This window comes from Agarivorans sp. JK6, assembly GCF_045277145.1.
In the GTDB taxonomy this organism is placed as follows: Bacteria; Pseudomonadota; Gammaproteobacteria; order Enterobacterales; family Celerinatantimonadaceae; genus Agarivorans; species Agarivorans albus.
The window spans coordinates 2,521,507-2,546,986 of the sequence record NZ_CP113525.1 but is presented as its reverse complement, the minus strand read 5'-3'; the positions used below and the strand labels follow the sequence as shown (position 1 = coordinate 2,546,986).

Annotated in this window: 22 protein-coding genes, 8 tRNA genes and 1 riboswitch; of the genes, 29 read left to right on the top strand and 1 reads right to left on the bottom strand. The window is 43.4% G+C overall.

Features of this window, described 5'->3' with window-relative positions; all coding sequences use genetic code 11:
* The first annotated feature begins 100 nt into the window (after positions 1-100).
* From OV592_RS11890 to OV592_RS11840, 11 genes are all read left to right on the top strand, one after another.
* A tRNA-Ser gene (locus tag OV592_RS11890) sits at positions 101-191 on the top strand.
* A gap of 245 nt (positions 192-436) precedes the next feature.
* Positions 437-1,081 carry a UvrY/SirA/GacA family response regulator transcription factor gene (uvrY, locus tag OV592_RS11885; protein WP_016401014.1) on the top strand — a complete coding sequence of 215 codons (645 nt, stop codon included), beginning with the start codon at positions 437-439 and terminating at the stop codon, positions 1,079-1,081.
* Between the two features lie 2 nt (positions 1,082-1,083).
* Positions 1,084-2,916: an excinuclease ABC subunit UvrC gene (uvrC, locus tag OV592_RS11880; protein WP_406608719.1), complete on the top strand. Its 1,833-nt coding sequence runs from the start codon at positions 1,084-1,086 to the stop codon at positions 2,914-2,916.
* 43 nt (positions 2,917-2,959) lie between these two features.
* Complete coding sequence (gene pgsA / locus OV592_RS11875; protein WP_406611429.1) at positions 2,960-3,511, top strand: CDP-diacylglycerol--glycerol-3-phosphate 3-phosphatidyltransferase; 552 nt, start codon at positions 2,960-2,962, stop codon at positions 3,509-3,511.
* Between the two features lie 232 nt (positions 3,512-3,743).
* Positions 3,744-3,819: transfer RNA gene (locus tag OV592_RS11870), tRNA-Gly, on the top strand.
* Between the two features lie 18 nt (positions 3,820-3,837).
* Positions 3,838-3,911: transfer RNA gene (locus OV592_RS11865), tRNA-Cys, on the top strand.
* Between the two features lie 17 nt (positions 3,912-3,928).
* A tRNA-Leu gene (locus OV592_RS11860) sits at positions 3,929-4,015 on the top strand.
* A 305-nt stretch (positions 4,016-4,320) separates the two neighbouring features.
* Positions 4,321-4,407 (top strand) — tRNA-Leu (locus OV592_RS11855).
* Positions 4,408-4,753: 346 nt separating this feature from the next.
* A tRNA-Gly gene (locus OV592_RS11850) sits at positions 4,754-4,829 on the top strand.
* Between the two features lie 18 nt (positions 4,830-4,847).
* Positions 4,848-4,921, top strand: a tRNA-Cys gene (locus tag OV592_RS11845).
* 17 nt (positions 4,922-4,938) lie between these two features.
* A tRNA-Leu gene (locus OV592_RS11840) sits at positions 4,939-5,025 on the top strand.
* Between the two features lie 146 nt (positions 5,026-5,171).
* Here OV592_RS11840 and OV592_RS11835 read toward each other — a convergent pair.
* Positions 5,172-7,175, bottom strand: coding sequence for a methyl-accepting chemotaxis protein (locus OV592_RS11835; protein WP_406608718.1), 2,004 nt, complete (start codon positions 7,173-7,175; stop codon positions 5,172-5,174).
* Positions 7,176-7,631: 456 nt separating this feature from the next.
* Positions 7,632-7,727, top strand: a riboswitch (guanidine-I (ykkC/yxkD leader).
* A gap of 59 nt (positions 7,728-7,786) precedes the next feature.
* Here OV592_RS11835 and OV592_RS11830 point away from each other — a divergent pair.
* The 18 genes from OV592_RS11830 (at position 7,787) to OV592_RS11745 (ending at position 25,469) form a co-directional block, all read left to right on the top strand.
* Positions 7,787-8,869, top strand: a complete 1,083-nt coding sequence (locus tag OV592_RS11830) for a putative urea ABC transporter substrate-binding protein (protein ID WP_016403085.1) — start codon at positions 7,787-7,789, stop codon at positions 8,867-8,869.
* Between the two features lie 10 nt (positions 8,870-8,879).
* Positions 8,880-9,704: an ABC transporter permease gene (locus OV592_RS11825; RefSeq protein ID WP_406608717.1), complete on the top strand. Its 825-nt coding sequence runs from the start codon at positions 8,880-8,882 to the stop codon at positions 9,702-9,704.
* The gene (locus OV592_RS11820; RefSeq protein ID WP_016403083.1) at positions 9,704-10,489 is read left to right on the top strand and encodes an ABC transporter ATP-binding protein; all 786 of its coding nucleotides are present in this window, start codon (positions 9,704-9,706) and stop codon (positions 10,487-10,489) included. The genes OV592_RS11825 and OV592_RS11820 overlap by 1 nt, the downstream gene beginning before the upstream one ends.
* A 12-nt stretch (positions 10,490-10,501) precedes the next feature.
* The gene (locus OV592_RS11815) at positions 10,502-11,257 is read left to right on the top strand and encodes an urea amidolyase associated protein UAAP1 (RefSeq protein WP_220718067.1); all 756 of its coding nucleotides are present in this window, start codon (positions 10,502-10,504) and stop codon (positions 11,255-11,257) included.
* Positions 11,258-11,286: 29 nt separating this feature from the next.
* Positions 11,287-11,931, top strand: a complete 645-nt coding sequence (locus OV592_RS11810) for an urea amidolyase associated protein UAAP2 (RefSeq protein WP_152782622.1) — start codon at positions 11,287-11,289, stop codon at positions 11,929-11,931.
* Between the two features lie 92 nt (positions 11,932-12,023).
* Positions 12,024-15,668 carry an urea carboxylase gene (gene uca / locus OV592_RS11805; RefSeq protein WP_406608716.1) on the top strand — a complete coding sequence of 1,215 codons (3,645 nt, stop codon included), beginning with the start codon at positions 12,024-12,026 and terminating at the stop codon, positions 15,666-15,668.
* A gap of 1 nt (position 15,669) precedes the next feature.
* Positions 15,670-17,490, top strand: a complete 1,821-nt coding sequence (gene atzF / locus OV592_RS11800; protein WP_406608715.1) for an allophanate hydrolase — start codon at positions 15,670-15,672, stop codon at positions 17,488-17,490.
* Between the two features lie 252 nt (positions 17,491-17,742).
* Positions 17,743-18,180, top strand: a complete 438-nt coding sequence (locus tag OV592_RS11795) for a hypothetical protein (protein ID WP_406608714.1) — start codon at positions 17,743-17,745, stop codon at positions 18,178-18,180.
* Between the two features lie 106 nt (positions 18,181-18,286).
* Complete coding sequence (locus tag OV592_RS11790) at positions 18,287-19,135, top strand: hypothetical protein (protein ID WP_406608713.1); 849 nt, start codon at positions 18,287-18,289, stop codon at positions 19,133-19,135.
* A 107-nt stretch (positions 19,136-19,242) separates the two neighbouring features.
* Positions 19,243-19,605 (top strand): hypothetical protein, encoded by a 363-nt coding sequence (locus OV592_RS11785; protein ID WP_406608712.1) that lies wholly within the window; start codon positions 19,243-19,245, stop codon positions 19,603-19,605.
* A 75-nt stretch (positions 19,606-19,680) separates the two neighbouring features.
* Positions 19,681-19,995: an Imm58 family immunity protein gene (locus tag OV592_RS11780; RefSeq protein WP_406608711.1), complete on the top strand. Its 315-nt coding sequence runs from the start codon at positions 19,681-19,683 to the stop codon at positions 19,993-19,995.
* A 612-nt stretch (positions 19,996-20,607) separates the two neighbouring features.
* Positions 20,608-21,033 carry a hypothetical protein gene (locus OV592_RS11775; RefSeq protein ID WP_406608710.1) on the top strand — a complete coding sequence of 142 codons (426 nt, stop codon included), beginning with the start codon at positions 20,608-20,610 and terminating at the stop codon, positions 21,031-21,033.
* A 149-nt stretch (positions 21,034-21,182) separates the two neighbouring features.
* A complete protein-coding gene (locus OV592_RS11770; RefSeq protein WP_406608709.1) occupies positions 21,183-21,905 on the top strand; it encodes a DUF4261 domain-containing protein in 723 nt (240 codons plus the stop codon).
* 113 nt (positions 21,906-22,018) lie between these two features.
* Positions 22,019-22,378, top strand: a complete 360-nt coding sequence (locus OV592_RS11765) for a hypothetical protein (protein WP_406608708.1) — start codon at positions 22,019-22,021, stop codon at positions 22,376-22,378.
* Positions 22,379-22,505: 127 nt separating this feature from the next.
* Complete coding sequence (locus OV592_RS11760; protein ID WP_406608707.1) at positions 22,506-22,877, top strand: hypothetical protein; 372 nt, start codon at positions 22,506-22,508, stop codon at positions 22,875-22,877.
* Between the two features lie 358 nt (positions 22,878-23,235).
* A complete protein-coding gene (locus tag OV592_RS11755; protein WP_406608706.1) occupies positions 23,236-23,760 on the top strand; it encodes a hypothetical protein in 525 nt (174 codons plus the stop codon).
* Between the two features lie 98 nt (positions 23,761-23,858).
* Positions 23,859-24,473 (top strand): methyltransferase domain-containing protein, encoded by a 615-nt coding sequence (locus OV592_RS11750; RefSeq protein ID WP_406608705.1) that lies wholly within the window; start codon positions 23,859-23,861, stop codon positions 24,471-24,473.
* Between the two features lie 399 nt (positions 24,474-24,872).
* Entirely contained in the window at positions 24,873-25,469 is a 597-nt protein-coding gene (locus OV592_RS11745) for a 2-hydroxychromene-2-carboxylate isomerase (protein ID WP_406608704.1), read from the top strand.
* The last annotated feature ends 11 nt before the right edge of the window (positions 25,470-25,480 follow it).

The window sequence follows — 25,480 nt, the reverse complement described above, 5'->3', positions numbered from 1 at the left end:
ATTTGCCTAGCATTTAGTCAATTGTTAGACATTTCCAAAAAATTCAAAGATGACGGTTTACAAGCTTAAAAATGCTAGGTAATATGCGCCCCGTTGCTGCGGAGGGGTGGCAGAGTGGTCGAATGCACCGGTCTTGAAAACCGGCAAGGGTTAATAGCCCTTCGAGAGTTCAAATCTCTCCTCCTCCGCCATTATTCAGAAAAACGCCAGCATTACGCTGGCGTTTTTCGTTTCTGCACTACCTCACATCCAATGTGGATAAATTGCCAGTTTATTGCGCAAACTGCCAATAATCTCAGTTCTACTCTAAACTTATATCGCTTAAGCCTTTAAATTATTATCCTGATGGGATATAAAGTTTGCTGCGCAGACGATGCAAGGTCTGGCAACCCGCCCAATTAGTAGATTGATGTTTTAGTTACAGCGGAGAAAACGCTTGATAAACGTATTTCTGGTTGACGATCATGAGCTAGTGCGTACAGGGATCCGTCGCATTTTAGAAGACGTTCGAGGATTTAAAGTGGTTGGTGAAGCCGAGAGCGGAGAGAAAGCCGTTCAATGGTGCAGAAGCAACCAAGCCAACGTAATCTTAATGGATATGAATATGCCTGGAATTGGTGGCTTAGAGGCTACCCGCAAGATATTGCGTTACGATCCAGATGCTAAGATTATCGTGTTAACTATTCATACTGAAAACCCATTTCCTACCAAGGTGATGCAAGCTGGCGCATGTGGTTACTTAACCAAAAGTGCCGGCCCAGATGAAATGCTACAAGCTATTCGTGCGGTTAACGTAGGGCAGCGTTATCTGTCACCCGAGATCGCTCAGCAAATGGCTCTCAGTCAGTTTAATCCGGCAGAAGACAATCCATTTCAAAGCTTATCTGAACGCGAGTTGCAGATAATGCTAATGATTACCAAAGGCGAAAAGGTTACCGATATTTCTGACCAGCTCAGCCTAAGCCCCAAAACGGTCAATTCTTACCGTTACCGCTTGTTTAGCAAGTTGAACATTAGCGGCGATGTAGAGTTAACTCATTTAGCCATTCGCCACGGCATGATAGACACAGACAAGCTGTAATTTTGCTCGAAGATAGCGCTCCATTTGATAGTAAGGCATTTCTAAGCCAAGTCACCGAAGCTAGCGGCATATACATGATGTATAACGCCGCTAATGAAGTAATCTATGTAGGTAAAGCTAAATCGCTTAAGAAGCGTTTAAGTAGCTATTTTAGAAAAAACGTCGACAGCAATAAAACCCGTGCCTTGGTCTCAAACATAGCAAGGGTTGAAGTTACGGTTACGCATACCGAAACCGAAGCGCTTATTCTCGAACACAACCTGATTAAAAAGCACTTACCCAAATACAATGTGCTGTTGCGAGACGATAAGTCTTATCCCTATATTCTTTTAAGTAAACACAAGCATCCGCGGATATCGATGCATCGAGGCGCTAAACGTAATAAAGGCGATTATTTTGGCCCTTATCCTAATGGTAATGCGGTAAGAGAAAGCCTGCATTTGATGCAGAAGTTATTTCCTATTCGCCAGTGTAGCGATAGTGAATACGCCAACCGTCAACGTCCTTGTCTTCAGTATCAACTTAAACGTTGTTCAGGACCCTGTGTAAACTTAATTAGTGAAGAAGACTATCAACAGCAAGTAGATCTTGCGAGTATGTTCTTAAAGGGCAAAAGCCAACAGGTAATAAATCAACTAGCCGAAAAGATGACCAAGGCCAGCGATAGCTTAGATTTTGAAGCTGCCGCGGGTTTTAGAGACCAAATTCAAGCTTTACGCAAAGTTCAAGAGCAACAGTTTGTGAGTGGCAATACCGAGCATAGTGACGTATTGGGTTTTGCTTTTAGAAATGGCATTGCCGTTATTCATTTGTTGCTTATCCGTGATGGTCAAGTACTAGGTAGTCGTTCGTATTACCCTAAAGTGCCTAAACAAGCCGATTTACCTGAAGTACTGCGCAGTTTTGTGATGCAGTATTACCTGTCTGAACAACGTAAAGGCAACCAACCTAATGAGGTGCTGTTGCCCGATATCGAAGGCGATTGGCCAGAGATAGAAGCTGCAATCGAAAGTGAACTCGATTGCAAAGTAAAGCTTTCTCAACCAAAACGTGGAGAGAAGCTGCGGTTTGTTGCGCTAGCAAATACCAATGCAGAAAATGCCCTGTTAACCAAACTAAATCAAGAAGCCACCATTCACCATCGGGTCACTGAACTTGAAGCGCTGCTCAAGCAAGAACAGCCAATTAAACGTATGGAGTGTTTTGATATCAGCCATACCCAAGGTGAGCGCACGGTGGCTTCATGCGTGGTGTTTGACAGACAAGGGCCAAACAAATCTGAGTATCGTCGCTTTAACATCGACGGCATTACTGGTGGAGATGACTATGCCGCAATGGCGCAGGCATTAACTCGTCGTTACCAAAAAGCTCAGTTAGCAGAAAAGATCCCCGACGTATTGTTTATTGATGGTGGTAAAGGGCAGCTGTCTGCAGCTTTTGCCAGCATTGAGCCACTAAATCTAGAACCCATGCCTTTGTTGGTGGGAGTCGCTAAAGGCACAACCCGCAAACCAGGCTTAGAGACACTGCTGATTGGTAAAGCGATGACCGAAATTCATTTACCTAGTGATTCCGCTGCATTGCATCTTATTCAACATATTCGAGACGAAAGCCATCGCTTTGCGATAACCGGTCATCGTAATCGTCGAGACAAAGCGCGTAAGACTAGTGTGTTGGAAGATATTGATGGAGTAGGGGCCAAACGGCGTCAAGCATTGCTAACGCATTTAGGTGGAATGCAACAGCTCAAAAGCGCTAGTGTTGACGAAATTAAAAAAGTTCCCGGAATTAGCCCTACTTTAGCGCAAAAAATTTATGATTCGTTGCATCACTAGGCAAGATTAGGCAACATAGCGGCAGTAGTTTTATAAATGAAAAATAATGATAAATATTCCAAATATACTAACCGCGTTTAGAATTGTATTAATTCCGTTTTTCTTAATAGCTTTTTACCTTCCCGTAGAGTGGGGCATGTTGGCCGCTGCATTTATCTTCGGCTTAGCGGCTGCTACAGATTATTTAGATGGATACTTAGCGCGACGCCTGGGGCAAACCACACCTTTTGGTGCATTTCTCGATCCAGTGGCCGATAAGGCTATGGTAGTTGCAGCCTTAGTGGTGTTGGTAGAGCATTATCAGACTTTTTGGGTTACTGTTCCTGCGGTTATCATGATATCCCGCGAAATTATTATTTCCGCCCTACGAGAGTGGATGGCAGAACTTGGTAAGCGTTCAAGCGTTGCGGTATCTTGGATAGGAAAATATAAAACAGCTGCTCAAATGGCAGCTATTACCGGCTTAACCGCACAAGTAGCCCCTTTTGTTACGCAGGCCAGTTACGTACTATTTTATGTGGCAACTGTTCTTACACTTTGGTCAATGGTGAGTTATTTAATGCTGGCGTGGCCAGAATTAAAGCAAAATGATTAATAAATCGTAGCTTTAGCCTAAAAATCCAACGAACAGTAAGAAACTTATTAAAAGACAGTTGACGTAAAGATTTAGGTCGCTAAAATGCACAGCACATTCAGCGGCAACGCTGGAGTGTTAAAGGCGAATTACTTAGGTAATACGCAAGAAGCAGCACTAGCTCAGTGTGGATATAAAAAGTAGCGCAACCTAAGTTGTCTATTTATTCATACTAGCAAGTAAAGCAGATGAAGCGGCACTAGCTCAGTTGGTAGAGCGCAACCTTGCCAAGGTTGAGGTCATCGGTTCGAACCCGATGTGCCGCTCCAATTTAACACACATAGTATGGCGGGTTGGCAGAGTGGCTATGCAGCGGATTGCAAATCCGTGGACCTCGGTTCGACTCCGGGACCCGCCTCCATACTATAAATTTGTGTCGCCCGGGTGGTGAAATTGGTAGACACAAGGGATTTAAAATCCCTCGTCTGAAAGGACGTGCCGGTTCAAGTCCGGCCCCGGGCACCAACTCTTCTATCTATCCTATATCTCAAGCTTCCCAAGTTTTTCCTCATCTTGTCAGCTAATCTCATTGTTGCAATTAATCAGCGCATCAAATCATTTGTTTATCGATATCTGTTTTACTTTGGTAGTGTGCAAAGGCCGCCTATTTTCGCAACGTAAATACAGCAATGGTGTGAAAAGGCAGCGCCTAGATCGCTTTTTAAGCACTTGAATCAACTCCCTTAAAAAATCCGTTGACTCATTTCTGTAATACGTTAAAGTACAACTCGTTTTCAGGGGCTAGCTCCTAGTTAACAACAAAACGTGTCGCCCGGGTGGTGAAATTGGTAGACACAAGGGATTTAAAATCCCTCGTCTGAAAGGACGTGCCGGTTCAAGTCCGGCCCCGGGCACCAATTTGTTTAAAGATTAAAGCGGCACTAGCTCAGTGTGGGTATATAGAGTAGCGCAACCTGGTTGTTTACTCACATGCACTAAATAGTGATAAAGAATAAAGCGGCACTAGCTCAGTGTGGGTATATAGAGTAGCGCAACCTGGTTGTTTACTCACATGCACTAAATAGTGATAAAGAATAAAGCGGCACTAGCTCAGTGTGAGTATATAGAGTAGCGCAACCTAGTTGTTTACTCTCATGCACTAAATAGTGATAAAGAATAAAGCGGCACTAGCTCAGTGTGAGTATAAAGAGTAGTGCAACCTAGTTGCTTACTCACTTGCACTAAATAGTGATAAAGAATAAAGCGGCACTAGCTCAGTTGGTAGAGCGCAACCTTGCCAAGGTTGAGGTCATCGGTTCGAACCCGATGTGCCGCTCCAAAATTTGTAACGCTGTTTGGCGGGTTGGCAGAGTGGCTATGCAGCGGATTGCAAATCCGTGGACCTCGGTTCGACTCCGGGACCCGCCTCCATTACAAAGAAGAGTTTTGCCCGGGTGGTGAAATTGGTAGACACAAGGGATTTAAAATCCCTCGTCTGAAAGGACGTGCCGGTTCAAGTCCGGCCCCGGGCACCAATTAAAAAAGCCAGTAGCTAACGCTACTGGCTTTTTTGTTTGAACAAAACTATTGCATCTAATTGATCAGCCATACTGCTAGAAAAATTGGCGGCATGTGAATTCACATGCCGCATTGCCTTGCGCTATTCATAAAGTTACTTAGCTTACAGTTGATACTTATTAACTATCTGCTGCAACTTATCTACTTCTTGTCCAATGCTACCACTGGCTTGGCTCGCTTCATCTGCAAGAAGCAGCGCGGCATTGGCACCATCAGATATTTGTACGATATTGAGTTCCACTTCGTCCATTACTTTACTTTGTTCTTCAATTGCGCTGGCGATGTTAGTGTTCAAATCGACAACTTCGTCTACACGTTGAGTAATATTGGTAAAAGAGCCACCGGCTTCTTCGGCTTGTTCAACACCGCTAAGTGCGCGGCTGCTAGCATTTGCCATGGCATTAACTGAACTCGAGGATCCAGATTGTAAACCTTCGATCATTTTCTGAATTTCATCAGTTGAGGTTTGGGTTCTGTTGGCAAGGGTTCTCACTTCATCAGCAACCACCGCAAAGCCACGACCTTGTTCTCCAGCTCGAGCTGCTTCAATAGCTGCGTTTAATGCTAAAAGATTCGTTTGTTCAGCAATGTTTCTAATGACATCGATAACTCCACCTATTGCACTTGTTTGCTCTTGTAGCTGATTGAGTGAGGTAGAGGTGGTAAGTACTTCTTCATTTATCAAACCAATCGTCGAAATGGTTTCGCTGACAATCGTTTGGCCGTTAACAACTGCTTGTTGGGAGGCTAGGGTAGAGTCTGCGGCTTTATTCGCATCTTCAGCCATGTTGTTAACAGTGGCATTCATCTCAGCAACTGCAGTAGCTACTTGCTGCGTTTCTAGTTGCTGCTGATTAATCGCATCTCTCACCTCTTGCGATTTGCCATCAATTTGTTGGGTAGCAATTAACATTTCTTTAGAGCCGCTCTTAACTTGCTCTAACAACGATCGTAATGCTTCTAAGGTGGTTTTATAGTCATGGGCAATGTCAGCAAGTTCGTCAGAACCATATACTGTTAAGTCTTGGCTTAGGTCGCCTTGATTAACTCTACCTGCAACATAGCGAATTTGTTTAACGGTGCGCCGAATGGATAGATAAGCACCAATCATGAAATAGCAACATGCTAGTAGCACCCCGAGTAGGGCAAACAGCATAACGGCTCGTTTTTGTTCTGCACTGGCTTTACGCTTACCTAACTCTTCGCCAAAGTAGCTAAGCGAAGCAGCGGTAAAATCTTCGATTTGACTTAAGCTGTTATTCGCAAGCTGAAAAACAGTATCGGTATTGGTTTTAACTTGTTGGTCTTTAAGAATTTCATCACGAATCAAATTAACGATTTGCTTTATGCTTTCGGTAGTTTGCTGGGCTTGTTTACCCAGTTTAGTTTCAAACTGTTTATCGTAAGATATTAGTTGTGCCAAGGCTTTATCCATATCGTTAAGCACTTCGATGGCATTATCGGTTCTAAACTGAAGATCAGCATTACCTTCAGCGTCGAGAATGCCAAAGTCAGCAATGTCGCCTCCTTTATCTCTTAGCCTAGCTATGTTGCTTTGTAATATAGGTAAACGGGCGGTAGCTATGTCTATTAGGTAATAACTGCTTACTTCAGGATCTCTAGTTAACCCACTACTCGCGGCTACGCTATAGGTGATGGCCCTAATTTGTCTAAGAAAGGCTTCATGTTCAATGAGCAGCTTACCTAAAGAGCTTTTACTTTCAGCTAGGGCCTGCCAGCTCTGTTGGGCTTGCTCCATCGACGTTTTATTATCGCCAGAAAGTTGCGAGCTTAGTTGCTGCAGAGTGCTATTTAAATCTTGCTGAATAGAGCTGAGTTCATCTTTGTCGTAATCTGCGCCCATCGTTCTTAGCGTATTTAGATGCTGGTGCCTCACTACCGAGTTGAAGATACCGGGCAGTTGGTTAACAATCTCATATCCTGCTAACTCATTCTCGGTAAATGTAATCTCTTTATTCATGGTGAGGATAATTGACCCAAAACCATAAACGATTGGCATTAAAAACAAGCAAGTCCACATTATGAACTTGTATTTAAAACCTACTCTGTCACTTAAATAAACGGCAGGGGAAAAAATACTACTCATGCATAACTCCTTTTTGCTGAGTGCCAATCAAGAACGCTTAATTCATCACGCTAATGTAATTAGTTATTCGAGTATAAATATAAAAAATCAAATAGGTATAGCTAAAAGCAATAAGTGATTTACTTAAGGCTCGCTAGTTTCACTTGTTAACTTAAGTTGTTGATGAATATAAGCCTTTGAAGCATCGCAGTAGATTGCTCGTTGCTTATCTTTATATTGTAGCCACAATACTGTTTTCTTCTCACACAGCGTAACACGCCCTTGTTTTATTAAGTTTTGGTGCATAAATCACATATTTGCACCGTTATGGTGCCTTTTGGTAGCAATTACTGGGGCTTCATTTAGTGATTTATACCTAGATAGAGGGATGCGTTAGCGTTGGCATATCCATTGCTACTTAATACTTGCGACATGAGAGATGTATGGCTCTGCCTCATCAAGAGCCGCTTAAAATTTGCAATAGACATCTAGGGTTCCGGCTGCAACGCAGTGTCTGGACCGAGAGTTGTCAACCTCATAGAGGTTACACGGAGGGATAAAAGCCCGGGAGATGACAATAAATACGTCTCTCATGTTTTTATTTTAAAGTGCATAACCACATTGAGGTGACCATGATAAATCTAATTAAATCTCCACTCCGTACCCTGGCAGTAGCAGCCACCATCGTTAGCGCAAGTGCGCTTAGTGTTGTATCTGCCCAAGCCGCCGATAAACCTACTTATAAACTCGCTTGGACTATCTATGTTGGTTGGATGCCGTGGGACTATGGTGCAGCCTCAGGCATTGTTGATAAGTGGGCCGACAAATACGATATCAATATCGAAGTAGTGCAGGTGAACGACTACATCGAGTCAATTAACCAATACACCGCCGGTGGTTTTGATGCCACAGTAATGACCAACATGGACGCACTAACTATTCCTGCTGCCAGTGGCGTGGATTCGACAGCTCTAATTGTTGGTGACTTCTCAAATGGTAACGACGGTGTAGTACTTAAAGGTGATAAAAGCCTTGCTGACATAAAAGGCGAAAAAGTTAACTTAGTAGAGTTAAGTGTTTCGCATTATTTGTTAGCTCGCGCCTTAGAGTCAGTAGACTTAAAAGAGCGTGATATCAAAGTTGAAAACACCTCCGACGCCGATTTAGTTGCTGCATTCACTACCAAAGATGTAACAGCTGTTACTACTTGGAATCCGCTACTAAGCGAAATTGTGGCAATGCCAGATACCAACATGGTGTTCGATTCATCTAAGATCCCAGGTGAGATCATCGACTTGCTAGTAGTGAACACCGATACGCTTAAGCAAGATCCTAAGCTAGGTAAAGCTTTAACTGGCGCGTGGTACGAGATTATGGCCACTATGTCAGGTGATGATGAAGCAGCAATGAAAGCTCGTGCATTTATGGCTGAAGCATCAGGTACCGATTTGGCCGGTTATGATGCGCAATTAGCGTCTACTAAAATGTTCTACCAACCTCAAGAAGCTGTTGATTTTACCAATAGCGCAACTTTAAAAAGCACCATGGCTAAAGTAGCCGAGTTTTCGCACCATCACGGTTTGTTAGGTGAAGGTGCACCAGATGCTAGCTTTATCGGTATCGAAACTCCATCAGGTGTTTATGGCGATTCAAGTAACGTAAAACTTCGCTTTACAGCCGAGTACATGGATATGGCTGCCGAAGGCAAACTATAAGGCTCTGCCTATGACTCGCATAATTAATAAAAAACCTAGCCGCTTCGTGCGGCTGATGTTGGGCCTACTACCGTTTTTGCTGCTAATTGCTTTATACATGGCTGCATCACAGGCGCGTTTAGCAGACAATCCAAACGATAAGTTATTGCCTGCTATGTCGAGTTTTGTGGAAACAATTAACCGCATGGCGTTTGAGCCTAGCAAACGCAGTGGTGAGTACTTAATGCTGGCAGATACGCTTGCTAGCTTAACTCGCTTGGCACTTGGGGTGGGGATCAGCGCCTTAGTGGCCTTAATGGTGGGTGTTGCTAATGGCATGGTGCCATTCGTACGTGCACCTTTATCGCCATTGGTTACTGCCATCTCGCTCATTCCACCCATGGCAATTTTGCCTATTCTGTTCATTGTGTTTGGCTTGGGAGAGTTATCTAAAGTGATGCTGATCATCATTGGGATCTGCCCAATTATGATTAGAGACCTGCAGCTGCGCACCGATGCGTTACCTAATGAACAGATCTTAAAAGCGCAAACCTTAGGTGCTTCAAGTTGGCAAACCATTATTGCAGTAGTTATTCCGCAAATTCTGCCAAAGCTAATCGAAGCGGTTCGTTTAACCTTGGGCAGTGCTTGGCTATTTTTGATTGCTGCTGAGGCAATTGCTGCCACAGAGGGCTTGGGTTATCGCATCTTCCTTATTCGCCGGTATTTGGCGATGGACGTGATTTTACCTTACGTGCTGTGGATTAGTGTATTGGCCTTTGTAATGGATTGGCTGCTGCGCAAGTTGTCGGTGCATGCTTTTTCTTGGTATCACAAAACACAAGGAGACGCATAATGAGCACTCCAATCATTCAAGCCATAGACGTTTGGAAAGAGTACGGCGATAACGTTGTGCTAGAGCGCTTAAACCTAAGTGTTGAAGAAGGCGAGTTTGTTAGCATTGTAGGCGCCTCTGGCTGTGGCAAATCTACTTTTCTAAATTTGCTGCTAGGAAACGAAACTGCCAGCCGCGGCAAGCTTTTGTTAAATGGCGAACCGTTGCCTAATGAACCAGGGCCAGAGCGTGGCATTGTGTTTCAAAAGTACTCCGTGTTTCCCCACTTAACGGCAGTGCAAAACGTAATGCTAAGTGATGTATTTGCTAAAGCGCCAGTGCTTGCGAGTCTATTTGGTAAAGCAAAACAACAGGCTTACAGCCAAGCAATGGCAATGTTAGATAAAGTAGGTTTAACAGAAGCCGCGCATAAATACCCGACAGAGATGTCTGGTGGTATGCAGCAACGCTTGGCAATTGCTCAAGCCTTGATGAAAAAGCCAAAGATATTGCTACTAGACGAACCTTTTGGCGCGCTTGATCCCGGCATTCGTAAAGACATGCACAAGCTAGTTCATCAGTTGTGGCAAGAGCACAAACTTACCATTTTTATGATTACCCACGATCTCTCCGAAGGTTTTAGTTTAGGCAACCGCCTATGGGTGTTTGATAAACATCGTCATGACGCACAGCACCCTGAGCGCTTTGGCGCGCAAGTTACCTTCGATATTCCTATTAGCAAAGACAGCGATGCTGCTCGCTTTAGTGAAGAGATGAAGCCGATTATTGATAAGTCGGTGGCCTAATAAGGACAATCTATGAACTCTACTATTTCCCAAGAACCTATTTACCAAGAAGTGATAAACGGTGCCGCGCATTGGTCGGTCACTGTACCTGCAGGTAAAACCTTGCGTTTTACCAACCCAGAAGGGGCTTCTAACGTGAGCCTATTGTTTTATAACCCAAAGGATTTGTTAGAGCGTTATAACGCGCCCGATACCCTTAAATGTCAGCACACCTTTAAACTAACCAAAGGTAATTGTTTGTATTCCGATATGGGGCGAGTGTTTTGCTCGATTACCCGTGACGATACCGGCTGGATAGACAGCGTAGGTGGCTTAGCGAACAAACAAAAGGTCGCCGAGAAATGGGGCGAGCGTAGCTATCAAACTCAAGGTAACTTGTGGTTACAAAATGGCTACGACGCCATGCTGGTTGAATTAGCTAAATATGGTTTAGGCAAGCGTGACATGGCAGCTAACATTAATCTATTTAGTAAAGTAGCCGCCGATGCTGAAGGCAATTTACAGTTTGAGCAAAACGCCAGTAAAGCAGGAGATGTAATCGAACTGCGTTTTGAAATGGACACTTTAGTTCTGATGACAACCTGTCCACATCCAATGAACCCTGCTAGTGAATATCCCAACCATGGTGTTGAAGTTGCGATGCTGGAAGCTGATCCCGTAAGCGAAGACGACTACTGTCGAAACTTTAGACCAGAGAATGGTCGTGGCTTCGAAAATACCGAACGCTACCGCTGTGTTAGCCAAGCTAGCACTTGTTGTGAAGCTTAGTTGTAAGCGCTAAACGAGGAATAATATTCATGATCAAAGAAAGTGATTTACAAGCAGAACAAGCCAGCCAGCGAGAAGTGGTTCCAGCCGGAGACTACTACATGCATGAGCTAAAAGCGGGTCAAACGCTGCGAATTTTAGACTTAGAAGGTAACCAAGCCGCAGACACATTGTTTTACAGTGCAGCCGATCCGAGCGAGCGATACAGCGCTATGGATACCATTCGTGAACAAGGCAATGTTTACTTAACCGCTGGTACAAAGCTGTTATCCAACCTAGGTCGCGAAATGCTCACCATTACTGCCGATACCTGTGGTCGCCACGATACCTTAGGCGGCGCCTGTGCCACCGAAAGTAACACCGTGCGTTATTCATTGGATAAAAAATGCATGCACGCTTGTCGCGATAGTTGGTTGTTGGCGGTTGCCGAGAACGAACAGTACGGCTTAACCAAGCGCGACATTACCCACAACATTAACTTCTTTATGAACGTACCAATTACCGCAGCCGGTGGTTTAACCTTTGAAGACGGCATTAGCGGTGCTGGAAAATACGTAGAAATGCGCGCCGAGATGGACGTGATCGTTCTAATGTCTAACTGCCCGCAGTTAAACAACCCTTGTAATGGCTACAACCCAACCCCAGTAGAAATGTTGATTTGGGATGCAGCTTAAACACAAGTAATAACTCTTTAGATTAAGGCTAGGGACGACCCTAAACACGCCTTGTTATTAGCCGGGACGACCCGCAGCTCTCAGGTGACACTATGTTCGATAAAGTATTGATAGCCAACCGTGGCGCGATAGCTTGCCGGATCATTCGAACCCTTAACAAAATGAATATTGCCAGCGTGGCTATTTACAGCGACGCCGACGCAGACAGCCTGCACATTAGCCAAGCCAGCGAAGCCTATAGCTTGGGTGAAGGTTCAGCCAGTCAAACTTACCTAAACATCGACAAAATCTTTGCCGTTGCCAAACAAACGGGCGCGCAAGCCATTCATCCTGGTTATGGTTTTTTAAGTGAAAACCAAGACTTTGCCAAACGTTGTGAGCAACAAGGTTTAGTATTTTTAGGCCCCACGGCAGAGCAGATGAATGCCTTTGGCCTTAAACATTGTGCTCGCGAATTAGCCGAACAAGCACAAGTGCCTTTATTACCAGGCAGCGGACTTTTAGAAGATCAACAACAAGCCTTAAGCTGCGCCGAACAGCTGGGTTACCCGGTTATGCTAAAAAGTACAGCTGGTGGCGGCGGTATTGGTATGCAACGTTGCGACACCGCAGAGCAATTAAGCCAAGCTTTTGATAGCGTAAAACGCCTTAGCGAAAACAACTTTAGCAATGCGGGCTTATTCCTCGAGAAGTTTATTACCCAAGCTCGCCACATCGAAGTACAAGTATTTGGTAATGGTGCTGGTGAGGTATTAACCTTAGGCGAGCGTGATTGTTCAGCGCAGCGCCGCAATCAAAAAGTGATTGAAGAAACCCCAGCACCCAACTTAAGCCCAGCTATTCGCCAGCAATTACAACAAACTGCCAAGCAGCTTACCGAAAGTGTTAATTACCGCAGTGCAGGCACCGTAGAGTTTGTATTTGATCAGCAAAGCCAAGCCTTTTACTTTTTAGAAGTGAATACCCGTTTACAGGTGGAACACGGCGTAACCGAGATGGTGTTTGGTGTCGATTTAGTGCAATGGATGGTAGAGCTGGGCTATGCGCAGTTCTCTCAACAAACGTATCCATTGGTTGATAAAGCCTGCAATCTACAGGCTTCTGGTCACGCTATTCAAGTCCGTTTATATGCCGAAGATCCTAACAAAGATTTCCAACCAAACGCTGGCTTACTTAGTCATGTTGCATGGCCAATCGAAGCGGAACTAGGTTTGCCAACAGCTGAGCAACTACGTATCGACCATTGGATAGAAAGTGGGGTAGAAGTCTCTCCATTTTTCGACCCAATGCTGGCTAAAGTGCAATACCACGCAGCAGATAGAGACTCTGCCATTGCTGGTTTAGCCAAGGCGCTGCAGGCTTGCCAAGTGTATGGTATCGAGCACAACTTAGCCTACCTTAAACAGTTGCTAACTTTACCTGCCTTAGAGCAAGGCACCTTGCTAACTTCAAGCTTAAATGGTTTTGCTTATCGACCTAGTACTATGGATGTACTAAGCGCTGGCACACAAACTACTATTCAAGATTACCCAGCACGAAAAGGCTACTGGGATATTGGCGTTCCACCATCAGGGCCAATGGACGCACAAAGCTTTCAGTTACTTAATCAGCTATTAGGTAATCCAAGTGATGCTGCTGGTTTAGAAATTACCCTACAAGGACCAACGCTTAAGTTTAATCAAGACAGCTTGGTTGCAGTTGGTGGCGCAGATATAGAGATTAGTTTAGATGGCCAAAGCCGCGCGATGTGGCAAGTATTTAAAGTAAGCGCTGGCCAAAGCTTAGCATTAGGCAAAGTGAGCGATGCTGGTGCTCGCGCCTATTTAGCGGTAGGCGGCGGCATTCAATGTCCAGAGTATTTAGGCAGTAAATCTACCTTCACTTTAGGTCAGTTTGGCGGCCACGCAGGGCGTGCGCTAAGAACCGGTGATGTACTACAACTGCCAGATGCTAAGCAAGTAAATGCCATTGACGATTTTTTGCTAGGCCGAGAGTTACAGCAAAAGCCGCAAATTACTCAACAGTGGAATATTCACGTTATTTACGGCCCGCATGGTGCGCCAGACTTTTTTACCGACCAAGACATCGAGCAGTTTTTTAAAGCTACTTGGAAAGTGCATTTCAATTCTAGCCGAACCGGCGTGCGCCTTATTGGGCCAAAGCCTGAGTGGGCACGTAGTGATGGCGGCGAAGCGGGTTTGCACCCTTCTAACATTCACGATAACGCTTACGCTGTAGGCAGTATCGATTTTACTGGCGATATGCCAGTGATCCTTGGCCCAGATGGCCCAAGCTTAGGCGGCTTTGTTTGCCCGGCAACCATTATTAAAGCCGACCTATGGAAAATGGGGCAGCTTAAAGCGGGCGATGAAATCAACTTTATTCCAGTAAGCATTAAGCAAGCAGAGCAGGCAGAGCGAGAGCAATTAGCAAGCTTAGCGCTAGGCAACGCCTACAATAGCGAAATTAGCGCTGCACCCATTACCACGCCAATTGTAAAAACCTTAGCTAGTGATGTTTATGGTGAAAAGGTGGTATACCGTCCAGCGGGTGAAGACTATTTGTTAATTGAGTATGGCCCGCAGCGTTTAGACATAGCGCTGCGTTTTAGAGTGCATGCCTTAATGCTTAACTTGCAAGCGCAAAACATTACCGGTATTGAAGAACTTACGCCGGGTATTCGTTCACTACAGGTTCACTACAACAACCTAGAGCTGCCGCTAGATCGTTTATTGGCAATACTAGAGCAAACAGAAGCAAGCCTTGGTGATATTGACCAACTTAGTGTGCCAGCACGAGTCGTGCATCTACCGCTATCTTGGGACGACGAAGCCACTCGCTTAGCGATTCAAAAGTATAACGACGTTGTGCGTAAAGACGCGCCATGGTGCCCCGATAATATCGAGTTTATTCGTCGTATTAACGGCTTAGACACCGCTGAACAAGTGAAAGACATTGTGTTTAACGCCAACTATTTAGTGATGGGCTTAGGCGATGTGTACTTAGGCGCACCAGTTGCTACTCCTATCGATCCTCGCCATCGTTTAGTCACCACTAAATACAACCCAGCACGTACCTGGACACCAGAAAATGCTGTAGGCATTGGCGGCGCTTATTTATGTGTGTATGGCATGGAAGGGCCGGGTGGTTATCAGTTTGTGGGACGCACTCTACAGATGTGGAATCGCTACCGCAGCACTCAAGAGTTCACTAAACCGTGGTTACTGCGCTTTTTTGATCAAATTAAATTTTACCCAGTGAGTGCGGATGAGCTTAAGCAAATTCGTAAAGATTTCCCACGCGGAGATTACCCGCTAAAAATTGAGCAAACCGAATTCAGCTTAAAAGGCTATCAAGCTCTGTTAGACGAGCAACAAGAGAGCATTCAAACTTTTAAGCTTAAGCAACAACAAGCCTTCGAAGCCGAGCGCCAACGCTGGGAAGAAAGCGGCCAAGCCCACTTCTCGGTAGAAGAGCAAAGCCAACAAAGCGCTACAGAAGACGCTTTAGCAGACTCAGAACTGGCGATAGAAAGCCACGTAGCCGGCAACCTATGGCAAGTAATGGTAGAGCCGGGTCAAAGCGTTAAATCTGGCCAAGTGGTGGCAGTGTTAGAAGCAATGAAAATGGAACTAGAAGTGACTGCGCCTTCAAACGGAGTAATAAAACAGTTGAACCAAATTCAAGGTTCCCAAGTTCACGCAGGGCAGCGCCTAATGGTTATGGAGACCGAATAACATGACAACAAGTACCTACACTATTTCGCAGTTGCGCGAAGCTTACCTAAGCAAACAGTTTAGCGCTAAGCAATATTTAGAGCAGCAGTTAGCAGCAGTGAAAAGCGACATTAACAACTGCTGGATATCTACCATAAGTGAGCAACAATTAGCCGACTATTTGGCCGCACTAGAGCAGCAAGATATTGCGGAGCTACCTTTGTATGGTGTGCCGTTTGCGATTAAAGACAATATTGATTTAACAGCCTTGCCAACTACCGCAGGCTGTAAAGAATATAGCTACCAACCCAGTGACAGCGCCTTTGTGGTGAAACAGCTTATTGCCGCTGGTGCGGTGCCTTTGGGTAAAACTAACTTAGACCAGTTTGCTACAGGTTTAGTGGGTACTCGCAGCCCTTGGGGAGCAGTTAAAAATAGCTTTGACCCAAGCATGATTTCTGGTGGCTCTAGCTCAGGCAGTGCGGTAAGTGTTGCGTTGGGCCAAGTGTGTTTCTCTTTGGGGACCGATACCGCAGGCTCTGGTCGAGTGCCCGCTGCGCTCAATAATATTCTTGGCTTAAAAGCTACCAAAGGTTTGCTTAGTTGCAGCGGCGTAGTGCCAGCTTGTAAAAGCCTAGATTGTGTCACTTTGTTTGCCCATACCAGTGATGATTTAAACTTGCTGTTGGACGTAGCTGGCCAGTACGACGCTGATGATTGCTACGCAAGGCCCAACCAACAAGCTAATCAAAGCCAGTACTATCAGCCTTTGCAGGAGTTAACTTCTCTTAAAATTGGTGTGCCCAAAGCAAGCAACCTTGCGTTTTTCGATAATCCAGAAACAGAAAAGTTGTTTGGGCAAAGCCTCAAACAGCTACAGCGTTTAGGCGCAGAGTTAGTAGAGATTGATTTTGAGCCATTCTTAGCAGCCGCTAAATTACTTTACGAAGGCCCATGGGTGGCCGAGCGTTATGCCGCTATTCAAGAGTTTTTTGAAAAAGATCAAAGCCAATGTTTACCGGTTATTCAAACCATTATTGGCGGCGCTACAAAGCACAATGCGGTAGATGCCTTTAAGGCCTTTTATCAACTGCAAGCCTATAAAGTGGTCTGTGACGAGTTAGTTAAACAAGTAGATGCAATTGTTACCCCAACAGCGGGCAGTAGTTATAGCATTGCCCAATTACGAGATGATCCCATTCAACTTAACTCAAATATGGGCTACTACACCAACTTTATGAACTTGCTGGACTACAGCGCGATATCGGTACCTGCCGGTTTCTACCAAAACAAGCAAGGTAATACTCAAAGCTTTGGTATTACCCTGTTTAGCGATGCTTATAATGACAGAAAGATCCTCAGCATGGCTGCGCTTGTCCAACAAGATAATGGCTTTAATTTAGGTGCAAGCAAACAAGCGTTACCGGCACTGCAAACCCCAGAAAGCATAAAGGATGATTACATGGACCTAGCAGTGTGTGGTGCTCACTTGTCAGGTTTACCCCTTAACTTTCAGCTTACCGAGCGAGCAGGGCAATTAGTTAACGCTACTCAAAGCGCCAGCGCCTACAAGTTATATGCCTTGGCAGGTGGTCCGCCCGCGCGCCCCGGCATGATTCGTGATGAGGAACATGGCGTAGCGATAGAAGTAGAAGTATGGCGCTTACCCAAACAACACCTTGGCAGCTTTTTGCAAGGCATCCCGCACCCTCTAGGTCTAGGCAAAATTGAGTTAGCCGATGGAAGCTGGGTTAACAGTTTTATCTGCGAAGGCTACGCAACGACCACAGCTAAAGATGTTAGTGAATTTGGCGGCTGGCGAGCGTACATGGCTAGCTTGTAATAAGCAGTAGTTAAAACGCTCAACCAACAAAAAAGCACTGGCTACTCATCCAGTGCTTTTTACTTTCCTTCTTTCCCCAACTGCTTGCATACTTTCATCATGAGTTTTTTATCAATGTGTTGGCTAGTGTGCTGAATTGAGTAAGGTTTAGTGATAATCTTCATAGCAATAAATGTTTGATAGAAGGAAAAATTCATTGTTTAAACAAGGAATTTTTCCTTTTAATAAGATGTTAGCTGTAATGGAAGTATCGTGAATAACCGACACATCGGATTAACAAATGGAATCATTACGTTGGTAGTTTGGTTATCAACTGGAATGCTTCTGGCTTCTGAATGGTGGGGTGTGTTACCTGCAATGTTATTCGTTTTAGTTCCTATTTCAGTCTTGGTGTCCTACCGTTCTTCTGTTCTTGCTAAATTTTTAATTGAGGGTAAAGCTACGCTCAAACTGTACGCAATCGATGGCTTTAAATGGGCATTTATAGCGTCGGTCATATTTTGGTTTTTGAGTATATCTTCCGAAGTTATGGCTGCCGGAGGCCCGCTACTCGGTGCTAATTGGTGGCAAGTTGTAAAGTATATTCTTACTATTTCACTTCCAGTAAGCTTGGTAGTTGGTTTAATTGGTAGTGTGCATGGTGTCGTATTCTTTTATTTAAATAGTTGGCAAATTACAGCTAACAAATAGCTCAACGGGACGTTTAACGTTTGGCTTCGTTCCGCTTCGCTTCACATTTTAGCCAAACTAAACGCGCCGTTAGCTAGGCGTTATATTTACAAGGAGAGTTCAGGTTATGAGTTACGAAGCTAAAGTATTCAATGTGATGATTGCTTCACCAGGTGATGTAGCATCTGAAAGAACTATCATTCGTGATGTGATTTATGAATGGAACGCTGTTCATTCGAAGTCACGAAATATTGTTTTGTTACCTGTTGGGTGGGAATCTCATTCATCTCCAGAAATGGGGGCGTCTCCTCAAGAAATTATAAATAATCAAATTTTAGACAAATGTGATTTCCTCGTTGGTGTTTTCTGGACTCGTATTGGAACAGCCACCACTGAGTACGCTAGTGGTGCTGTTGAAGAAATAGAAAAACATATTGCGGCTGATAAGCCCGCAATGCTCTATTTTTCAAGTCAGCCCGTCGTAATGGATACCGTTGATCCCGACCAATATTCTGAACTAAGTAAGTTTAAAAAATCTTGTCAATCTCGTGGCTTATATGAAGGTTATGATAGCCACTCTGATTTCAAAGAAAAATTTTACCGTCATCTTCAACTTAAAGTTAATGAACACGCCTTATTTCAATTTGACGTTAATGATTCATTTTTACCTCAAAACGAAATAGTAGAATCAAATACTTCAATTCCAAAGTTATCAAGTGAAGCTCGTATATTACTTAAAGAGGCAAGCCTAGATAGTGGTGGCACAATTATGTCTCTAAGTTACATAGGGGGGGATGACGTTCAAACAAATGGTAAAAATTTAATTTCCTCACAAGAGCCTAGAGAGGTAGCTCGCTGGAAATCAGCTATCCAAGAACTAGAAAATGAAGATTTAATTGAAGATCGTGGTCATAAAGGTGAAGTATTTAGAATTACCAATCTTGGTTATCAAATCGCTGATATGATCGAATTGTAAATATAACAAGTCGTTTAAAAGGACAAAAAACAGTTGGCTTTTGCTCCTTCGTCGCTTAATTTTAGCCAACTATTTTATTGCCTCTTAACGAGGCGTTAAGTGTCAATATGAATTCGTACTCTGAATTACTCGACTACATAGTTTCTCTGGAACCTAAATATCAAGAGGTATGGGATAGTGACGAGAATTTCCATCGAAATGATGATGGTGATTCTACTATGTGTGGAGTGTTGTCAGAGTTTGGACAATATTTACAAGATCATCAAAGCCTGACATCACTTCCTTACTTGGAACCATTATTTCAATTCATTGAAGCTGAAGCAGATTCTCAATCGGACCTAGGTGGCTCAATTAGGGTCTGCTTTCTAGAGAATTTGAGTCATACAGAGGCAGGCAAAAAACTAGAGAAATACATGGGTAAGCGTACATTCCATTTCTACAACGGAGGCACCTTCCCATGGAACACTTAACAAGCAAAGGCAACATCGCCCTGCGGGCTGGACGCGCTAACGCGCGCCGTTGCTTTGGGCGTTATAGGGCCGTAAATGAATAAGTGGAAATTAGCATTTCTAGTAGTGGTTCCGTTACTTGTGATAAGTAATATCTGCTTTATTTACATGACTGTCGACACTGCAATTTCGTACACTTACCTTCAGGATTCTTTTAAACATCATGAGCAAAGTGAGAGTACTTTGGGCAAGTTGGTAGTAGCAGGTAGTAAAGACTATTCCAAAAAAGATATCCTTCATTTACTCAGGCAAGCAAAACCTGATGCTTTTGTTGTTGATGATGTAAATAGTATTTCTTTCGAAGGTAATACCTTTATTTTCGAAAATGATCGTTTGGTAGAGATTAATTAAATGAGTCGCCCTATAACAAGTCAGTTAAATCGCCCAAGCAAGCTTGGGCTGGGACATCAAAGTTGCGCTGCGTTTTGTACTCGCTCCGCGAGTTTAGTACAAAACCCTGCTCGCTTTGCTGCCCCTTACTGAAGCGTTATGCAGGTATTCGTTATGGAAGTAAAATTTCAGTTCTATCTTGTCCACCTTATACCGACGTTGGTGGCAATATTATTTTGGAACTCGAATTTGAAAGTTATGCTGTCCAAGGTTCGTATTGTAGTTTTAACGATGGTTTCTAATTCGTTTTCATTCTTTACCTTGTATTTAACTTTAAGTTTTTTAATTTCTGAGGGGCATATTAACTTTGAAGAGCATTTTAAATACTTGGTTAGCTTCCTGCTGTTGTTGATCATTATGTTTTCATATTTATCAATTAAGGCGTTTGTATTTTTTGCTAAAAAGAAAAAATTGTCTATTTAACTAAATTTGTTTTTCCAGCTCTTTGTTGACTGCATAATAAGGCGCTTAAAACGGAACTAAAACAGTGGGTTAGGTTTCGCTTCGCTACACATTATAACCCACTTTTTTAGTCCGCTTAGCGCGGCGTTAAATGGCAATTGAAGGTGAACAATGGATTACAATGAATATTACGATATAATTTTTGCTCCTATAGAAGAAAAGTATGGGAAACTTGACGAAGAAACCATGACTTCAATAATTGGTTTTTCCATGGGAGGCCCCGTATCTATGTCTTCAATAAACTCAAAGAGAGTATACGCTTCCTGCGAGCTATCTGTTTATCCTGAACAAAAAAAGTCAACAGACGGTTATAAGTTCGAGTTTTTGTCTACTGGGTATTTCAATGCTGAGACATGCCAGAATATATTTACTGCTCTAGGTAACTTATCTTTCAATGCACAATTAGGCAACGGGCATACGATTGATGTATCAGGTGTTGTTGGTGATGGCTCTGTTAGTTTAGTTAAGCTTTCTATGTTCAGTTGTTCTACATATTTGAATGAAAAAATCGCAATATACGAAGTAAGCCCGGCATAGCCATTTAACAAAGCGTTTAAGACAGATTCCCAACGCTCGGCATTTTTCATTCCATCGTTGGGTTTTGTGTTTAAGGTGGTATGGTTAGGCTTCGTGGTGGCGTTGCTCACTACTTAACGCAGCGTTAGTTTTTTTAATTGAGATATCTCATGTCTGAAACAGAAATTAAAATAGTATTGTGTATTCCTGGGCCATGGGCTGACAGGAGTGAGCTCGTCCAAAGCATAGTTAAAAATAGTGATGGCTATATATTTGCGGGAATGGTTCTGATGAACCTAGAAACGAAAGAGTCATTTGAATTAGAGTTTTGTGACCGAGATGAAAGAATGCTGTCAGCTTTTGAAGTTGCAGGCCGACACTGGAAAGAAAGCTCGGAAATGAAACTTATTTCCACTCATAAATCGGTCTGTTATCTGATTTCTAAAGGTGGCTCAATCGAGTCGGCGCATTCAATTATGAATGCGGCAAATGCTTTGCTTAGTGCTGGAGGCTATGGCGTAAAAGTTGAAAGCTCTGGCTTAGCTCACCCTCCAACAGATTGGAGAGAGCAGTGTAAATACAACTACCTGTTCAAGAGCCACTCGTCATACGTAGTTTATGTTACATCAGAAACCACCTATTCTTGTGGTATGCATAACTTTGGCCTACCTGATGCGATCATCCTAAGCAGTGAATCTGAAAATCCAAGTGAGCTTCTAAGAGTATTCACACATTACTTATTATCTGAATCACCAGATATAAAGGACGGGCAAACTTTTTCAGTTGATGCGAACTCACCAGCTTACCGAATTACTGCTGCTGAACCGATTGACTACGGGGAAGGATCACTATTTAACAACCCTTACGGCATGTGGCGGTTTCAAGCATGTTAGGGCCGAAAACTAACAAGGCACTGTTGCAAGTTGCCCCGCTAAAAACCGCTTACGCGTCGGGCCAAGGGACTCACTCCCTCGTCGCTTGTCCCAAAGTTGATCGTTAGGCAACTATGTATCGTATCCCTCAAGAACTCGAACTTTCGAAAATGGTTGGACAGATTACTACGCAAATACGCGTGGGGCAGTTTGACCTTCATTTCTCGTTTGGTGATGTTAACTTTGCCATTCAGTCACCCGTTGAACTCGTTCGGAATGGTGAAGTGGTTGGGAACTGGCGTGAGGGCGAGTGGCCTTCTCCTGAGTTTTTTGAAGTTATGAATGTTGAAGTGACTGAGTATAAAGTCCCAAACAACAGAACCATTGTCATCTGCCTGGCCGGTGGGCTGGAAATATACCTCAGCGACAATTCTGATCAGTTCGAGTGTATTCAGATCTCTTTTGAGGGAGAGTCGGGCGCATGGGTTATCTAGCGTTGCCTAACAAACAACATAATCAAGCACTCGTCGCTTCGCTCCTCGCGTGGACAAGTGCCGCGACACGGCGGAGCCGCTGCACTTGCCCATTTTTTTGGGCGTTATATTTCTACGCGATGGAATTATGGATAATCAAAGAAGATTTGATTTCAAAGTAAAATATCATTTTTATAAAGAATCTGAAGGTGGAAGAAAAACTTTGCCCTTTAACGGTTACCGTTCAGATTGGCTTTATGATGGAGATGATTTATATGTTGAAGGCCTAAGTATAATTTGGCCTACCTTTGAAAATGAATCTGGCGAAATTTTAGAAAACCAGATCAGTGTTCTACGTGATGGTTTTGCAAGAATGACAGTTGTTGTTCCTGAAATCAGAATTTCGACTCACCAACAAAGAATCAAAATTGGTACTAAAGGTTTCTTTATGGAGGGTTCAAGAAAGGTAGCCAAAGCCGAAGTGGTTGAAATTTTAGACTTACATAAAGACGAAATATAGCAAAGGTGATTATGTGGATACAGTGTAAATGCGGTAGCAAAATACATGATAATCATGACCCAAATAGGGACAAAGCTAGATTTTATCCTGATGAAGATTGGAATCAAATGAGTGAGAGAAATGGGGATTCTGCTCTAGTTCCAAGATCAGATCTTCGTGAATTTCGAGTTATGCTTCAATGCATGGATTGTTTCCGTTTATACGTTCAGAACAAAGAAGGTAATTTCGTTAGTTTTAAAGCTGAAGAGGATATATCTTTTGGTTTTCTGGGGCGTAAATAACAAACTTGAGCATGGACGCCCCGGGGGCTTGACTTGCTTCGCTCATATCAAGGGCGTTAGGGCTTTCTGGAGTATAGATGAAAGATAAAGTATGGGAAATCGAATATGAAGGTTCCTTAATTCGAATTATTAATAAAATATCACTCTTTCCACCTAAAACAAGTGAGGTATTGATAATCGATGGGGAGCTGATTGAGCATGTAAAAGGAGGCTTTCTTCGAATGACTTCAACCATCACTGTTACACATAATTTCAATGATGTGGCGAAAGCAGTTGAAGTTCGTATCGCTCCAACAACTAGTTGGCTTCGGACTGGTGCACAACTTTATATTAACGGTGAATTTATTGGTGGGGATAAAGCAATTCAATATCTTGAGCCTGATAGAGCACTAAAACAATATAAAAAGGGTTATTTTCGCTATTTTTTAACGGTAGGCCTTTTAAATTTCGGTTTGCCTTATGCTGTTATGATGTCTGTATTAAACATATCAGATTCAATTTCTTCAGCTGCTTGGCAATTTGTTCTGCATGCTACATTGTTTGGTGGAGTTATGTCGTACCTTTCATGGCGTAGTATTAAAGCTAGGGTTTTAAAACTCTGATGAATCGTTCAATCAGGCGCGTGAAGCTTGGCTAGCGTCGTTGCGTTCCTAGTTTTAGCCAAACTTATCGTGCCTGTGAGTAAGGCGTAATGTACTTTATGGAAAATCAGAAACTTATGGATGGAAATAGTGAAATTTGGCGTAAGTACTATGAAAAAGCATTATCTCGCCCACATTCAAAACGTACTGAGTTTGCAGTTAGTCTTAATAAATCAAATCTCAAAGTAGCCACTGACTGTGGTTGTGGAGCAGGCGGTGACATCCAGTATTTAGAACAGCAAGGCTTCCAAGTTCATGGTTTTGATATAAATCCCGATTCCGTTGCTATTTGTAGAGATAGGTTTGGGGTTAAGTCGTTTGTGGATATTTCAGAGTCTTCGTTTGAGGCTTTCGCCTATCCAAAATCTGCGGTTGTTATTGCAAATTCAAGCCTGTTTTTTGCTGACCCAAATCAATTTGAAGCGACTTGGGACAACATTAGATCTTCACTTGAAGTTGGTGGGGTATTTGCAGGTGATTTCATGGGTTTTAAAGACAGTTGGGCTGAAAATTATCGTAGTCCGACAACCCCTTTATCGGAGGCAGAGGTAAAGGGGTTATTCTCTGACTTTGAAATAGTAAAGTTCTATGAACGTGATGAAAATGCTAAAACTTCTTTGGGTAGAATGAAGCATTGGCACACATATTCCGTGGTTGCGGTGAAACGTACATAACAAAGCGTTTAAAGCAGATTTCCAGCGCTTGGCGGCTTTAGTTCTAATTCTAGTGTTTATGACGCAATAGGTTAGGTTCTGTGGTGCCCTTGCTCACAACTTAACGCGGCGTTACAGAATAAAGGTAATTATCCAGATCTAACATCAATAGTGTATTTAGGCTCAAAGTATATTTCTTAACCATTTGATAGATTTGTATTTCAATGTGCATGGGGGATTGGAAATGGGAATGATTATAGGTTTGGTTATTCTGGCTGCTATAGATTGGTATCTTGTTCGTAAGACAGGGCTACATATTCCTCAATTGATTACTAAGTATCTGTCGGATAAAGAAAACAACAAATAGTTTTCGCTTAAGTCATAGGCATAACAAGGTGTTAGCCTCTAGGGGAGTGCTTGGTGAACATTGAATTTTGGTTTGATTATGCTAGTACATACTCCTATCCTGCAGCAATGCGTATTGAGTCTGTGGCGGCCGATAACAACGTAAGTATTGTGTGGCGGCCTTTTCTGTTGGGGGCAATCTTCAATAAGCAGGGTATGAATGATTCACCTTTTAATGTCTATCCCGCTAAAGGTGAATACATGTGGAAAGATATGGCGAGAATTTGTAATGATTCCAATCTTCCGTTTAGCCGCCCCAAAACATTCCCGCAAAATGGTTTGCTAGCAGCCCGCGTTACAACTAGATTTTCTGATGCGCCTTGGGTTCCGAAATTCGTAAGGTTAGTTTACTCTGCTAATTTTGAGCATAACCAAGATATCTCATCTTCAAGCGTAATCGAACGTTGCCTTGGTGCTGTTGGGGCAGATGTTTCCTTAGTGATGAGGGAAGCGGTCACTGCAGAGGCTAAGTTAATGCTGAGAGAACAAACCGAAGAGGCGATTGAGCGTGGAATTTTTGGTGCGCCTTCTTTTTATGTCGGTAGCGAGCTTTTTTGGGGAAATGACCGCTTAGAAAGAGCGATTAAGTGGGCTGTTGAGGCCAATATATAAGACTTAATCTT

Coding starts and splice junctions, on each gene's coding strand:
- OV592_RS11835 (WP_406608718.1), bottom strand. CDS start 7,175: ATGAGTAGTATTTTTTCCCCTGCCGTTTATTTAAGTGACAGAGTAGGT.
- OV592_RS11830 (WP_016403085.1), top strand. CDS start 7,787: ATGATAAATCTAATTAAATCTCCACTCCGTACCCTGGCAGTAGCAGCC.
- OV592_RS11825 (WP_406608717.1), top strand. CDS start 8,880: ATGACTCGCATAATTAATAAAAAACCTAGCCGCTTCGTGCGGCTGATG.
- OV592_RS11820 (WP_016403083.1), top strand. CDS start 9,704: ATGAGCACTCCAATCATTCAAGCCATAGACGTTTGGAAAGAGTACGGC.
- OV592_RS11815 (WP_220718067.1), top strand. CDS start 10,502: ATGAACTCTACTATTTCCCAAGAACCTATTTACCAAGAAGTGATAAAC.
- OV592_RS11810 (WP_152782622.1), top strand. CDS start 11,287: ATGATCAAAGAAAGTGATTTACAAGCAGAACAAGCCAGCCAGCGAGAA.
- uca (WP_406608716.1), top strand. CDS start 12,024: ATGTTCGATAAAGTATTGATAGCCAACCGTGGCGCGATAGCTTGCCGG.
- atzF (WP_406608715.1), top strand. CDS start 15,670: ATGACAACAAGTACCTACACTATTTCGCAGTTGCGCGAAGCTTACCTA.
- OV592_RS11790 (WP_406608713.1), top strand. CDS start 18,287: ATGAGTTACGAAGCTAAAGTATTCAATGTGATGATTGCTTCACCAGGT.
- OV592_RS11785 (WP_406608712.1), top strand. CDS start 19,243: ATGAATTCGTACTCTGAATTACTCGACTACATAGTTTCTCTGGAACCT.
- OV592_RS11780 (WP_406608711.1), top strand. CDS start 19,681: ATGAATAAGTGGAAATTAGCATTTCTAGTAGTGGTTCCGTTACTTGTG.
- OV592_RS11775 (WP_406608710.1), top strand. CDS start 20,608: ATGGATTACAATGAATATTACGATATAATTTTTGCTCCTATAGAAGAA.
- OV592_RS11770 (WP_406608709.1), top strand. CDS start 21,183: ATGTCTGAAACAGAAATTAAAATAGTATTGTGTATTCCTGGGCCATGG.
- OV592_RS11765 (WP_406608708.1), top strand. CDS start 22,019: ATGTATCGTATCCCTCAAGAACTCGAACTTTCGAAAATGGTTGGACAG.
- OV592_RS11760 (WP_406608707.1), top strand. CDS start 22,506: ATGGATAATCAAAGAAGATTTGATTTCAAAGTAAAATATCATTTTTAT.
- OV592_RS11755 (WP_406608706.1), top strand. CDS start 23,236: ATGAAAGATAAAGTATGGGAAATCGAATATGAAGGTTCCTTAATTCGA.
- OV592_RS11750 (WP_406608705.1), top strand. CDS start 23,859: ATGGAAAATCAGAAACTTATGGATGGAAATAGTGAAATTTGGCGTAAG.